Source organism: Lentisphaera araneosa HTCC2155, assembly GCF_000170755.1.
Taxonomy (GTDB): domain Bacteria; phylum Verrucomicrobiota; class Lentisphaeria; order Lentisphaerales; family Lentisphaeraceae; genus Lentisphaera; species Lentisphaera araneosa.
In genome coordinates this window covers 217655-230955 of sequence record NZ_ABCK01000005.1, presented here as the reverse complement: position 1 = coordinate 230955, position 13301 = coordinate 217655, and the positions used below count along the sequence as shown (strand labels likewise).

Here is a 13301-nt window from a genome sequence, read left to right as displayed (position 1 = left end):
GTTAATCATGGATCCAAGAAATATATCAACTCAAGGCCGCAGCTTACTAAACCGACGCCAATTCTTAGGTCAAACCGGCGGAGTCTTTGGCTCTCTAGGGCTCATGGGCCTACTAGGTCAACAGAACCTACTCGGCTCATCTGGTGAAAGCAAAACTCCGATTAGACCAAAAATAAATCCGGAGGCACCCTACGCACCACGAAAGTGTCACTTTCAAGGCAAAGCCAAGCAAGTTCTTGTCGTTTACTGTCCAGGTGCAGTTAGTCATCTCGATACCTTTGACTACAAACCGGACCTAGTTAAATTTCACGGTAAAAAGCCTCCTGGTATTCCGGCAGTAACTTTCGAAGGGCCAACCGGAAATATCGCCAAACCTTTCTGGGACTTTAAACCGCGTGGTAAATCTGGAAAAATGGTTTCCGACCTCGTTCCTCATTTAGGTGAAATGGCTGACGATTTTTGCTTTATTCACTCCATGACCACTAAAACAAGTGCGCACCCACAGGGTGAAAATTTCTTTAATACCGGTTCAAACCTAGAGGGCTATCCCTCTCGCGGTGCTTGGATTAGCTACGCTCTTGGTACGGAGAATCAAAATCTCCCTGCTTACGTAGCTATTAATGATCCTCGTGGCAGACCTCGCTCTGGCAAAAATAACTGGGGTTCAGGCTTTTTACCGGCTGCTTTTCAGGGCACTGATTTCAGTGCCAATGCCCTCCCTTCCAACTTGAAGCTACCGAAGTCTATCAGTAAAAACTCTGAAAAAATGACTAATGACATGCTGAAATTTCTCAATGAAAAACACCTTGAGAAATTCCCGGGAGATACCGACCTTGCTGCTAGAATTGCTAGTTATGAGCTTGCCGGTAAAATGCAGATGTCTATTCCTGAAGTCTCAAATATAGGTAGCGAACCAAAACACATCATCGAAGAGTATGGAGCAAATAGCAGTAATAAGACGAAAAGTGCTTATGCTAGAAACTGTATCCTGGCCAGACGTCTATTAGAACAGGGCGTTCGCGTTGTTGAGCTCTATAATGGCGCTAATACTCCAAATGGGGTCAATAACTGGGACTCTCATAGCGATATCAAGACAACACACCAAAAGCAGGCTGACATTATGGATCAACCAACAGCAACGCTTATCCGCGACATGAAACGCCGCGGCATGCTCGACGATGTTCTCGTTGTCTGGTGCACTGAGTTTGGGCGCGCACCATTCTTACAAGCCAATGGGACAGGCCGTGACCATAACCCGGATGCTTTCACTTGTTTTCTAGCCGGTGCCGGTGTCAAGAAAGGTTACTCGTATGGTAGCAGTGATGAATGGGGGTTTAAATGCGCCGACAAACCAACAGAGATTTACGACTTCAACGCCACTATCCTACATTTAATGGGGCTAGATCACGAAAGGCTCTCCTATTATCACAATGGTATTGAGTCGAGACTCACCGCAGTTCATGGCCATGTCATCAAAGATATACTTAGTTAAAATCACTTCTTGCTCAAAAAGTCTAGCTCTTTTGAGGTAGGGTTTCTATTAAATTGAATGTAACAGCACCTACAAATAGCTGGCGCCAAACCCTATCTGGAATAGACTATGAATATACAAACAACCATGCTGTTTATCGGGCTGGGGATCGCATCCCTAGCTAATATCGCTTTAGCTCAAAGCAATAAACCCAATGTACTGTTTGTCTTTATCGATGACTTGGGTTGGAAGGATTTGGGTTGCTATGGGGGTAAGTTTATTGAAACTCCTGCAGCCGATTCTTTGGCTGCCGAGGGGATGAAGTTTACCCAGGCTTATGCATCTCCTGTATGCTCGCCAACACGTGCCAGTTTGATTTCCGGTCAGAATGCAGCCAGACATGGCGTATGGGAAGTTATTGGAGTGAATGATCGGCCGTATGCAAAAATGTCATCGCCTCTCAGAAAGCTTGAAATAGATGAGAATATCCAGACCTACGCTGATATTCTGAACAAAGAGGGCTATACCTGTGGACTTATTGGAAAGTGGCACGCGGGGCGTACTCCGCAGGCTCATGGATTTTGTAAGATTGATAAGAAGATTCATGATCCGGTGCTGAAAAAATATGCCTATGAAAATGATGAGCACAAGGTGGGTGAAATAACGGCTAATTCGATCGAGTTTTTACGTAAAAATAAGGATAATCCCTTCTTCTTATGCGTTAGCCATCACGCAGCACACGCTCCACTCATTGCCCGGGATGATCTTATCAATAAATACCGTAAGAAGCTTCGCAAGACAGGCATAACTGATGTACATCCAAACTATGCGGCTCTGGTTGAGATGGCAGATGAATCGCTGGGTATGCTACTCGATGAGCTTAAGGCACTTAAGCTTGAAGATAATACCATGGTCGTTTTCTATTCCGACAACGGTGGCATGATTAAAGATATGTACCTTAAACAGCCTGAAGCTCTGGCAACAACTATGGCTCCACTGCGTTGGCAGAAGGGGAGTTTGTATGAAGGCGGAATCCGCGTTCCGTTTATCGTCAAGTGGCCGGGGAAAGTGAAGCCGGGAACAAGTAGTGAACAGATGCTCAACAGCTTTGATCTGTTCTCAACATTTGTAGACGTATGTGGTGGAACTATTCCTCAAGAGCAAGTCACAGATGGCTTGAGTCTGGTCCCGGTGCTTAGGGGTGAAACAGAGTTGTTGGAACGTGACACCTTATATTGGCACTTTCCCACATCAATGTGGACCCGATCTCCGGCTGGAGCAATTCGCAAAGGCGACTATAAATTGATCGAACACTTTGAAGACGGTCGAATCGAATTGTTTAACCTTAAAGACGATATTGGTGAAACCGTCAACTTGCTCTATAGCGAATCGGAAAAAGCTAGCGAACTACTCAGTGCGCTTACAGCTTGGCGTAGGTCACTGGACGCACAGATGCCGACACCGAACCCTAACTACGATCCAGTTCGCGCGCATGAACACGCCTATCACAAATGGCTGGAGCCAAAACAGAAAAAATAATTTAAAATCCAAGCACGAAAGGCACAGAAAAGTTATTATAAAAATCATTACGATTACCAAAGGGCATGATGCTACGCATACGAGTGGGACGCTGTACCCTCGAGCTCCCTTGCAAGGAAATGCCTTTCCTTGACCAGGCAACTAGGGGGCTTTGCCCCGTTTTATGGGTAATTATGAAAATCATTAAAACTTGTGCCTTACATAGTGCTTTCAAATCTAAGATGTGTATCGCTGGTGGTAGTAATTTTTGAAATTAAAGCACTCACCGGGGCTCATGAATATCATAGGATTTTTTTATAAAAGATATGTTTGATCCGTGAGATCCGTGGTTAAAAAACTTAAAGAGGGCGCACTTCGATCAGGTGAAACAATGGTTTACCGCTCAGTTTGCGCAGAACGATGTGCCCCTCAGTTCCTTTAGCGAAGTTCAACTTAGATAGATCCACAGAGTCAACACGGTATTCGCGTTTGCTGCCTGCAGATATTTCACCCAGACTCTTCGGTTTCCCGCCGTTGACGGCGAGAACTTCCCATTTATCTCCCGGATTGGCCAGCCATTCAATCGATACTTTGGCTTTTTTATTTTTGTGTTCTTTTAGAAACTCATCTGCAATAGAGAAGCTCGTTTCTTTATTGGCTATTTCCGCCATCATAAATCCACGATGATCATTTTCATCACAGTTAAAAGCTATAGTTGTTTTCGACATGTTATCTTCTGTCAGATAGTACCCCACATTACGATGTTTAATGTTGAGTTTCCAGTCGACGAATCCAGCCAGAACAGTCCAAGCTGCCGTGGAACGGCTGGGGTCAAAATGTTCTCCCGAATATTTGCAGAAGAGATCAATCGCAGCCTGATACGCAGGGTTAGGAAGTTGCCGAAATTCAACCGTTCCAAAAGCTCCAAAAGTTACTCCTTCATATAGTTTCACGATCTGGCGCCAGTAGATATCCTGTTCAGGGGTTCGTGGTTCAAACTTATAATTTGGCATTCGCCCATGTCGTTGGTTCCAGGCTACTGCCTCTTGACTTCCCCACGTATCTTCGTGATATGCCGGCTTTTTCATATCGTATGTGTATTTTTTAAAAACAGGAACGCGTTTAGATGTTAATTTGTTTCTTGCACCTGTGCAATCGGTTCCCATACATACGGTAAATTTGTTCTGATAGACTTTTGACAAATCAAGGTTCAACTTGTGATCAACTTCGAGGTATGGGCGTAAAAAAGTGTACTTTCCCAATGGGGTAAAGGCATCTTGATACCAGCTTATGACGTCTCTGAAGTATTGTTTGCCTTCTTTCATGTTGTTTGCCTCAAGCAAGCTTGGATAGATTTTTCCATATTTAGGTGCAATCCAGGTTGAACGATCCGGAGTGATGCCGGCCAAAGGCATCTCTTTGCCATTAAATTTGTAGTGCCATGCTTCCTCGTTAAAAGCATTTGGTTGTACGCGTAGGCCGAGAAACCATTTGCCATTCGGAGACTTGGAAACATAATCAGCCAGAGCAAAAATAAATTGTTTATAGTACTTTTTATAGGCAGGCGACCAGAACTGCGGGGCTTTAGCACGTTCTCTACGACTGACGCCACCTCCGTATCCGTTTTTATCGACAGGCGTTTTACCTCCCACATGGGCTACGTAGTTGAAAATCCAGTCCGGAGCAGGAGCGTTAAATTTGTACATAATTGGTTTCTGGGTGTATGCCGCGAACTCCAGCAGACGCTCCAAAGACTCAAAGTCATAACGGTTTTCTTCAGGTTGAAGTTCTGCCCAGCTACCCATACCGCATGCCGCGACAACCGAGTAGTGTTTGTTGTATTCGCGGGACATGTCAATGTCGTTCCAGATGTTTACAGCTCCTATCAGATCCTGGTTTTTCAAATCAAAAACGTGATCCTCTGGGTAGGCGACCACAAATTCATGTGAGGCTTCAATGACACCATTCTGAACAATCGAAAGGTTATAGACTCCCGGATGAAAACTGGAAGTATCAACTACGGTTTGTTCACCGGCTTTAAGAGTAAGTTTTTTTCCGTGTTTCGTACGAGCAAGTCGCTGAGTATCCTTGAGATGCAGAGTCGGAGCTGACCATCCGGTGAAAAATAGTTCGCCAGATATTTGCGGGCTTACAAGTATCTTATCCCCTCTGACTATGCGATTTTGCTCTGTCTCGATGGTTACAGCTTGAGGTCTGTTGCCTATTTTTATATCTCTGAAATAGGTGCCTCCTCTATAGAACCCTCTATTCTTTGCTCCTACACCGGGTTTCAGAAGAAGCGACGTCAACTCCATTTTTCCATTGTGACCGGTCTGCTTTTTCCAGTGCTGATATATTTCATTCAGATCAATCTGTGCGATTATCCAGCCTTCACTATCAGCCGCTAAATATTTATGGATGACTCCGGTTCTCGTTTTCTTGTTCCAATTAGATTGAATCCCATTGATCTTGAGACTGATATTGAAAGTTATTTTATCCCCTAATTGTTTAGGAGTCGCAAGCTTGTAGTGAAACATCAGATAGCGTGAATTCTTTACATTTTGTGATGTTTCTATATTGATGCCCGAATTCCATGTATTCTGATCAATGGACTTATAGAGTAAGGCTTGTTCCTGTTGTGTTTGAACCAAGTTTAGCGATGACTTTCCTAGAGGCTTTAAAGTCGCAGGAAGTACTTCTGTTTTTCTGAAATCAACTTCAAACTCCTCGTCCGAAGGTGTTGATTTTATACAGTTAACAACTGTGCTGTGTTCTGTTGGTTTCTTAAGCTCTGTTTTTATAGGGTTTTCTGAAGTGTTGTCGTTCTTTTCTAAGCAAGCTACAATTAAGAATACTACAGCCAATCTCGTCGTAAATACTGCCAAATAAAATATTGATTTCATAATTATTTCTGTGTTCATTTTTATTAAAAAAACTATCTTTATACAATCTGTTCTAAATTTTTACTGAATTATTTTGATCTCACCAAGCATTCATACTTTAAGCAAGGTGCATTTTCCCTGCAGTATTCAAGGACCTCATATTATTTAGGCAAACAAGTGCTTTTGATCGGGCCTTACCAAGGGAAGGTAGAACTAAGGAAGCGTAGATGCCAATAATGGCAACTACCACGGGTAATTCTATAAGTGTAATTGTGTTCATAATAGCTTCTCATTTATTCATCTTGATAAATGAAACGCAATACAAAAGCAAGTCTATACAGGTGAAATATATATTTTACAATTTAATCCTGGCAGTCGAAGTAGGTGCCGCTGGCGTCTGAAGTTTCGAACATATCGACCGCAATACCACCTGCGAGGCTTTGTAGGTACATTAATGAGACATGACCATCAACAAAGAGGTAGTTTTGTGAAAACGGTTTTACGTGTTTAGTCGGGTTATATGTAACATCCTCAGCAACCTGTGTGGAACTTAATACAGCATCGGGATGTGAGCCTAAAGGAGCCAATAAACCTTCTTCGTCTTGTCTATCTGTATTGACTTCAGTCATCATGATGGAAGTAGCCGAATCGTTTATGGCTGACAAGCTCATTGACCATTGTGCCGCTTCAGAATTACCAAAAGCATTTTCGGTCCACCAACCACCCCTGCTTAAACCAAGATTATTTCTTCCTCCTCCACCAGGAAGTTGAGACTTATCAATTCCAGAAGTTAATCCGTAGGAACGTTTGATTAGTTCTCTTCCCGCAGCGTTAGCACTATTCGCGTATTTGTTTTCTGGACAATGATAGAGCTTAAGTGAATTGCCGTAATCATCAACATCGAAACTGTATTCATTCGTTATTTCACGATTTTGCCCATCATAGCCAATAAGAAGGTCATCCCAGCTAGTTGAAGTATTTGGGGCAGCGGGCACATAGCCATCGTTATCATCTGTGTAGAGGAAGATTGCGGTATTCAAGGACTTCATATTATTGAGGCAAACCACTACTTTTGATTTTTTGCGCGCTTTTCCAAGTACAGGCAATAGTAAGGAGGCCAAAATACCAATAATGGCAATGACGACAAGTAATTCTATCAGTGTAAATTTTTTCATACCGGATCCTGGCCTCGCTATTTTAATTTAGAAATATTAAATCAAACGATAGTCAAAAACAAGCCTATACAGTTTTTAGGTATTTTATTGGGATATTTGAAAGTAAAGCCTAAGTTTTTTCGAAGTGTTAATTGTCCTATTGAAGAAAAACTTCTGTGTAAGAGTTCAAAATTAATATTGATTTAGGAAGTGAAATGAAAAATATTTTATATGTCTTGTTGGCTTTGGCATCAGTAAATGCCTACTCAAAAACTAAAGTAGAAGACTGGGTGATTCAGGCTCACGAAGCTCATAAAATTGGTAATGAGCAGTATCGCCTGTTAAAGCCTATTGAATTTGACGGTAGTAAAAAGTATCCAGTCATCGTTTCTTTACACGGTGCCGGCGGTAGAGGGAATGATAATATTAAACAGTTGCGTAGATGGAATCAGTACCTTGCAGAGGAACAGGTGCGCAAAGATTATCCTTGCTATGTAGTCGTACCACAAACATCGAAGCACTGGGGTCAATCCAGTCTCAATACGATTAAAGAAATCATCAAGAATTTACAATCTGTGGATATGGATCGCATTTATATCACCGGGTTTTCCATGGGTGGTCACGGAACTTATATTCTGACACAATTGGATCCGGAATATTTTGCGGCGGCCGCACCTGCCGCTGGGACAGGCTTGAAAAAAACTGAGGATTTTATTGATGTAAACAAAATTAAAGATATTCCTTTTTGGGCTTTTCACGGAGATCAGGACCCGGTGTGTCCAATAGACAAGCAGCACAAAGTTTTTAAGGAAATGAAAGCTGTCGGAGGAAATATGAAATTTACTATTTGGGCAGGTGACAAGCACAGCGGTAAAACGGGATTAAAAACAGTTGCTGGGGGTGATAACGGATCAACTCAGATGAGTAGTGATCGCTGTGACTCGGAGCCCGTTTTTATGAAGTGGCTCTTTGCGCAGAAAAAATCTACAAAATAATCATTATAAAGTGTTAATTAGTGTCCCAAACTTGGCCATGATTGGTGTAGAATTATAAGAGATTGATTTAACTAAATTGGAAAGATTTATGAACTTACTAAATAAATTGGCTTGCTTTGCTGTGGCTCTTTTTTGTTTGAATTCTTTCGGGAATTCAGAGAAACCAAATATAATTGTTATCATGGCCGACGATATCGGCCATGAATGTTTTGGTGCTTATGGCAGTACCCAATACAAGACCCCCAATATTGATGCTCTGGCAAAAGAGGGTATTCAGTTTAATAAAGGTTATTCTCAGCCCATTTGCACACCTAGTCGCGTGAAGATTATGACGGGGAAATCTAATGTTCACAATTATGTCAATTTTGGCTGTCTTGCGTCCACTCAAAAAACTTTTGGTCATATTCTCAAAGATGCGGGTTACGCAACTTGCGTAGGTGGCAAATGGCAGCTCGTTTTACGTGAAAAAGATCAGGAGCCGGGCATGGATCCGGGAACTATGCCGGCCGATGCAGGTTTTGATGAGCATTATATGTGGCAGGTGAAAGATCGTGGTAGCCGCTATTGGAAGCCAACTCTTGTGTTCAATGGCGAGACAAAAACTTTTGGTGGAGATGATTACGGTCCTAAGCTCGTTACGGATAAAATCATTGATTTCATGGAACGCAAAAAAGATCAGCCCTTTTTTGTTTATTACCCGATGATTTTAGTTCATAGTCCTTTTCCAACTACACCTTTAAGTGAAGATAGAAATAGTGAAGATCATCAGAAGAATTTTGAAGATATGGTTTTTTACATGGATCATTTAATTGGCAAGATGGTGACAAAACTGGAAGATCTAGGTATTCGCGACAATACTTTAATCATTTTTTTAGGTGACAATGGGACCCATGGTTCACTTAAATCAAAACTCAACGGGAGTGAAATTAAAGGCTCAAAAGGAAATACAATTGATTATGGTATTCACGTTCCTTTTATAGCCAATTGGAAAGGAAAAACAAAGACACAGCAAAATGATGACTTGGTTCACGTTGGTGACATTCTGCCAACTATCGCGTCTTTAGGGAAAGCTGAGGTTCCTTCAGATGTGACTGGGAAATCTTTTGCACCACTTTTGACGGGCGATTCATATGAACCTAGGGAGTTCATGTATATGTATTATAATTCCCGTCCTACAGAGGCTAAAAAGAGCCCAAAAGTTTTTGTTCAGTCAAAAGAATGGAAGCTTTATTCAACGGGTGATTTGTTTCATTACGCTGAAGATGTGTATGAAAAATCGCCCTTTAAGAAAGGTCAGGAAACTGAACTGGCAAGCACCATGCGCCACAAGCTTCAGGAAGTTCTAGACCAGTACCCAACTGAGGGTCAAATGATTTACAAAAGGCCTGAGGGCAGCCCGCCCAAAGCTGCTAAAGTTAAGAAAAAAGACAAGAAGTCAAAGAAGTAAAATATCTTTAGGTCACTTCTAGATCTCATGAACCCCTAGAGAACTGCAGGCCCTAGGCCGATCTGCAGTGAGCTTGCGAACGATCTGCCAGCGAAGCGAACTGTCGAATTTGTTCTCCCACACGGTAAACCGTGGACTACATACAATTGATGATAGCTTTTTAAAAGCAGGCAGGATGCCTGCGCTCCCAGGTGAGAAATTCCGCATAGAATGCGGAGCTCCCAACAAAACATGACACCAAGCCTCTTACAGCGAAGCAGTCTTGCAGTGAGCTTGCGAACGATCTCCCAGCGAAGCGGTCTGACGACTTCTTTATAAACTGCAGGCCGCAGGCCGATCTGCAGTGAGCTTGCGAACGATCTGCCAGCGAAGTGAACTGACGACTTTACTATAAGCTTTTTAAAAGCAGGCAGGATGCCTGCGCTCCCAGGTGAGAAATTCCGCATAGAATGCGGAGCTACCAGCAAAACATGACACCAAGCCTCTTACAGCGAAGCGGTTTTACAGTGAGCTTGCGAACGATCTTACAATGAGCTTGCGAACGATCTGCTTTTATCTAAATAGGGCTCACTGATTAAGATATAAATAACTTATATACAATGAGATAAGTGTAATTCATGCTATGTTATATGTAAACAAAACCCCTCAAAACAGTCATTAGGTTTGCATAAGATGTATAAAAATACGGGCTCAGAGCCCAAAATGGCCAATTTACCTTATTTTCTAGATGGTACACTCAATATCAATAATCGCTGGGTCAAGTTAGCGGCAATAATACCTTGGACAGATGTCGAAGAAATTTATGCACTAAATTTCACCAGTCATACTGGGCCCAAAGCTCTTCCTGCAAGAACTGCATTTGGTTCCCTTATCATTCAAGTAAAGCTAAGTTTAACTGATGAAGAAACGGTAGAAATGATTTCTGAAAATCCCTATCTTCAATATTTCTTGGGCTTTGAAAGATATAAACAGGAAGCACCTTTTGATTCGAGCATGATGACTCATTTTCGAAAGCGTTTTGGCGCTCAGGACATTAAAGACATTGACGAACTCCTGCATACAGCGACACGTAAAAAAGAAGAGGATTCTAATGATGATTCAGACAATGATCCTCCATCAAATAAGGGTTCTTTAATTGTTGATGCCAGTTGTGTTCCTGGTGATATTCACTACCCAACTGACCTTGGGTTGCTAAATAAAGCCCGTGAAAAAACTGAGGAAGTAATCGATATCCTTTGGTGTCATCGCTCAAATACAGAAGATAAAGTTAAGCCTCGAACTTATCGTGAAGATGGCAGGAAAAGCTTTTTAAGTATTGTTCTAAAAAAACGTGTTTCGAAAAAGAAAAGACGTGAGGTGATTAACAGACAATTCCATTGCGTAAGGAGGAACCTCGCCAGTATAGATGAACTCAAAAAGTATGCCGATCTTACTCTATTGAAGCCTAGTTTATATCGTGAACTTCTGGTGATCGGGACACTTTATCAACAACAGCAATACATGTACGATAACAAAGTAACAAGCGTAGATGATCGCATCGTAAGTATTCATCAACCACATATCCGTCCCATAGTTCGGGGGAAGGCGGGAGCTCATACGGAATTCGGAGCAAAAATATCTATCAGTGTGGTCGATGGCTGGACCTTTACCGATACGATTAGCTTTGACTCTTATAATGAAGGGACCGAACTGATTTCACAAATTGAAAAATACAAAGAACGATTCGGTTATTATCCCGAATCAACACATGCTGACAAAATCTACCGAAACAAAGAAAATCGAGCACATTGTAAAAAGCATGGGATAAGGATAAGTGGTCCCAGTCTTGGAAGGCCTCCCAAAGATGAAAAATTACGTAAAGAACAAAAGGATATACAACGCCAAGATGAAGCTATAAGAAACCAAGTAGAAGGCTGTTTTGGTGTAGCCAAAAGACGCTATAAACTCGATCGCATTTTCACGAAAATTAAAGCGTCGTCTGAAACACTTATTGCTTTAATATTCATGGTGATGAACTTGGACAAGGCATTAGCCTTTTTATCACTTTTTGGCCAATATTATAAGCAGCTATTAGAACATTTTCTTAACTTTATAAGTATCATTAGCCAGGGTGAGCATCTCAAAAGACGAGTCATTCAGTAAGGCCTAAATAAAAACAGCGATCATCGCAAAGTTTGCGATGATCGCTGTTGGTGAAATTGGCTAGAGTTTATGGGACGTAGGGTTTCTCTTTAATATCTCTCTGTTTTTTGATGCGTGAATTAAAGTCATCCATGTAATCTTTGTAGCGATCATCGTCTTTCCAAAAACCTCTTTTGGGTTGTGGGTTAACTTTCTGCTCTGATAGTACGCTTAGCCAATAGTACTCACGGTCAAACGTGATCTACAAAATTTGGCAAAGAAATGGCAATAACCTAAATTGTAATTCCACAAAACAAAAAAGGATATTGCCATGAAAATGTATACTACAAAAACAAAATTTCACTGCGGAATTGATCTTCACAAATCGATGTCTTATATCTGCGTGATGGACAAAGAAGGAAAAATATACGTGCACACAGAGATCAAAAATAATGACTTTCAGTACATGAAGAAAATCCTCTCTCCTTATTGGGATGACCTTACTATTGCCTGCGAAACTACTTACAACTGGTACAAATTATCTGATTTTTGTGAAACAGAGCCCGTTCAATTTGCCCTAGGCCATGCCCTTTATATGGGAGCAATTCATGGAGGTAAAGCAAAGAACGATAAAATAGACAGTAAAAAAATAACAGATTTGTTACGAACTAATCTCCTGCCCAAAGCGTATGCTTGTCCACGTCGGTTTCGTTCTCACCGAGATCTACTACGCCGTCGAATCAAGCTCGTGAGTATTCGCTCAGGTATATCAATTTATCTTAATCTCTTCGAAGACCAAAATAATTTAAAACATAGTTCTGCTGAGCTTCGACGAAATGCAAAGTCATCACTTCAGTTCATGGATCTTCAGACATTCCTACCAGAAGATCATGCTATGGCTCGAAACTATCAACTCAACGCCGATTTACTAAAGATGTTTACTGATCAGTTAAAACAAATAGATAAGGACCTTGTGAAATTCACCCTTGACTCTCAGTTCAAAGAAGATTTTGAAATAGTGAAATCAATGAAAGGTATCGGAGATATTTTAGGTATGACTCTGGTTTATGAAACTCATGATATTCAAAGATTTAAAACTCCAGGTGATTATGCAAGTTACTGTCGCGTTGTTAAATGCAAAAAAGAAAGTGCGGGAAAAAGTTATGGTTATAGTGGGACAAAAATGGGCAACCCTAACTTAAAGTGGGCCTTTGGTGAAATCGCAATGTTAGCAAAATCAGATCCAGTAATGAAATTCTTTGCCGATGAACTCGATCAACGTCACGGTAAACGCAAAGGACGATCCATCTTTATGCATAAAATATGCCGAGCTATTTATTTTATGCTTTTACGAAAGAAACCTTTTGATCCTATCGATTTTTTCGGCAGAGAAAAATATGAGCGACTCACAAAAAAAGTTCATTAAATAAATTTAGTACCTCAGTCATGAACCTATTGATTACCCTTGTTCCGTCGAGACAACTTAACTGATTAGGATATGGCTGAGTGTACACTTTACACTCACAGCAATTTACTGATGATGACCCACTCCTCCCCGAGCCCCTAAAACCCTGGACAGTCCAATAGAGAAGGACTGAGCCCTAACACCCAACTGAATGGGACGGCGAGGATATGACCGTTAGGAGTTTCTAAGGCGTTGAGCGCAGCTAAAAGAAAAAGTTGGACTGATCAACACGGTTCCTTTAAAACCGT

The 13301-nt window shown here is 41.5% G+C and carries 9 protein-coding genes; 6 read left to right on the top strand and 3 right to left on the bottom strand.

The genetic code is table 11. The features are described from left to right. The first annotated feature begins 7 nt into the window (after nt 1–7). Entirely contained in the window at nt 8–1492 is a 1485-nt protein-coding gene (locus LNTAR_RS06750; RefSeq protein ID WP_007277914.1) for a DUF1501 domain-containing protein, read from the top strand. A gap of 108 nt (nt 1493–1600) precedes the next feature. After that, entirely contained in the window at nt 1601–3010 is a 1410-nt protein-coding gene (locus tag LNTAR_RS06745; RefSeq protein WP_007277913.1) for a sulfatase, read from the top strand. A 338-nt stretch (nt 3011–3348) separates the two neighbouring features. Here the strand turns inward: LNTAR_RS06745 and LNTAR_RS06735 are convergent, their stop codons facing one another. The 3 genes from LNTAR_RS06735 to LNTAR_RS26545 form a co-directional block, all read right to left on the bottom strand. Next, entirely contained in the window at nt 3349–5892 is a 2544-nt protein-coding gene (locus tag LNTAR_RS06735) for a beta-galactosidase (RefSeq protein ID WP_040914373.1), read from the bottom strand. A gap of 97 nt (nt 5893–5989) precedes the next feature. Next, entirely contained in the window at nt 5990–6151 is a 162-nt protein-coding gene (locus tag LNTAR_RS26550) for a type II secretion system protein (RefSeq protein WP_083799978.1), read from the bottom strand. Nucleotides 6152–6233: 82 nt separating this feature from the next. Then, nucleotides 6234–7046 (bottom strand): type II secretion system protein, encoded by an 813-nt coding sequence (locus LNTAR_RS26545; RefSeq protein ID WP_007277911.1) that lies wholly within the window; start codon nt 7044–7046, stop codon nt 6234–6236. Nucleotides 7047–7240: 194 nt separating this feature from the next. On the opposite strand from LNTAR_RS26545, the gene LNTAR_RS25290 reads away from it, so the two are divergent. The 4 genes from LNTAR_RS25290 (at nt 7241) to LNTAR_RS06710 (ending at nt 13014) form a co-directional block, all read left to right on the top strand. Then, nucleotides 7241–8020, top strand: coding sequence for a carboxylesterase family protein (locus LNTAR_RS25290; protein WP_007277910.1), 780 nt, complete (start codon nt 7241–7243; stop codon nt 8018–8020). 88 nt (nt 8021–8108) lie between these two features. Beyond that, the gene (locus LNTAR_RS06720) at nt 8109–9467 is read left to right on the top strand and encodes a sulfatase family protein (protein WP_007277909.1); all 1359 of its coding nucleotides are present in this window, start codon (nt 8109–8111) and stop codon (nt 9465–9467) included. A 672-nt stretch (nt 9468–10139) separates the two neighbouring features. Further along, nucleotides 10140–11609, top strand: coding sequence for an IS5-like element ISLar5 family transposase (locus LNTAR_RS06715; protein ID WP_007277908.1), 1470 nt, complete (start codon nt 10140–10142; stop codon nt 11607–11609). Between the two features lie 310 nt (nt 11610–11919). Next, nucleotides 11920–13014 carry an IS110 family transposase gene (locus LNTAR_RS06710; RefSeq protein WP_007277906.1) on the top strand — a complete coding sequence of 365 codons (1095 nt, stop codon included), beginning with the start codon at nt 11920–11922 and terminating at the stop codon, nt 13012–13014. Nucleotides 13015–13301 lie beyond the last annotated feature (287 nt).

What these genes read in the sequence shown, in the direction of transcription:
- LNTAR_RS06750 (WP_007277914.1), top strand. Translation starts at nt 8, where the DNA reads ATGGATCCAAGAAATATATCAACTCAAGGCCGCAGCTTACTAAACCGA.
- LNTAR_RS06745 (WP_007277913.1), top strand. Translation starts at nt 1,601, where the DNA reads ATGAATATACAAACAACCATGCTGTTTATCGGGCTGGGGATCGCATCC.
- LNTAR_RS06735 (WP_040914373.1), bottom strand. Translation starts at nt 5,892, where the DNA reads ATGAAATCAATATTTTATTTGGCAGTATTTACGACGAGATTGGCTGTA.
- LNTAR_RS26550 (WP_083799978.1), bottom strand. Translation starts at nt 6,151, where the DNA reads ATGAACACAATTACACTTATAGAATTACCCGTGGTAGTTGCCATTATT.
- LNTAR_RS26545 (WP_007277911.1), bottom strand. Translation starts at nt 7,046, where the DNA reads ATGAAAAAATTTACACTGATAGAATTACTTGTCGTCATTGCCATTATT.
- LNTAR_RS25290 (WP_007277910.1), top strand. Translation starts at nt 7,241, where the DNA reads ATGAAAAATATTTTATATGTCTTGTTGGCTTTGGCATCAGTAAATGCC.
- LNTAR_RS06720 (WP_007277909.1), top strand. Translation starts at nt 8,109, where the DNA reads ATGAACTTACTAAATAAATTGGCTTGCTTTGCTGTGGCTCTTTTTTGT.
- LNTAR_RS06715 (WP_007277908.1), top strand. Translation starts at nt 10,140, where the DNA reads ATGTATAAAAATACGGGCTCAGAGCCCAAAATGGCCAATTTACCTTAT.
- LNTAR_RS06710 (WP_007277906.1), top strand. Translation starts at nt 11,920, where the DNA reads ATGAAAATGTATACTACAAAAACAAAATTTCACTGCGGAATTGATCTT.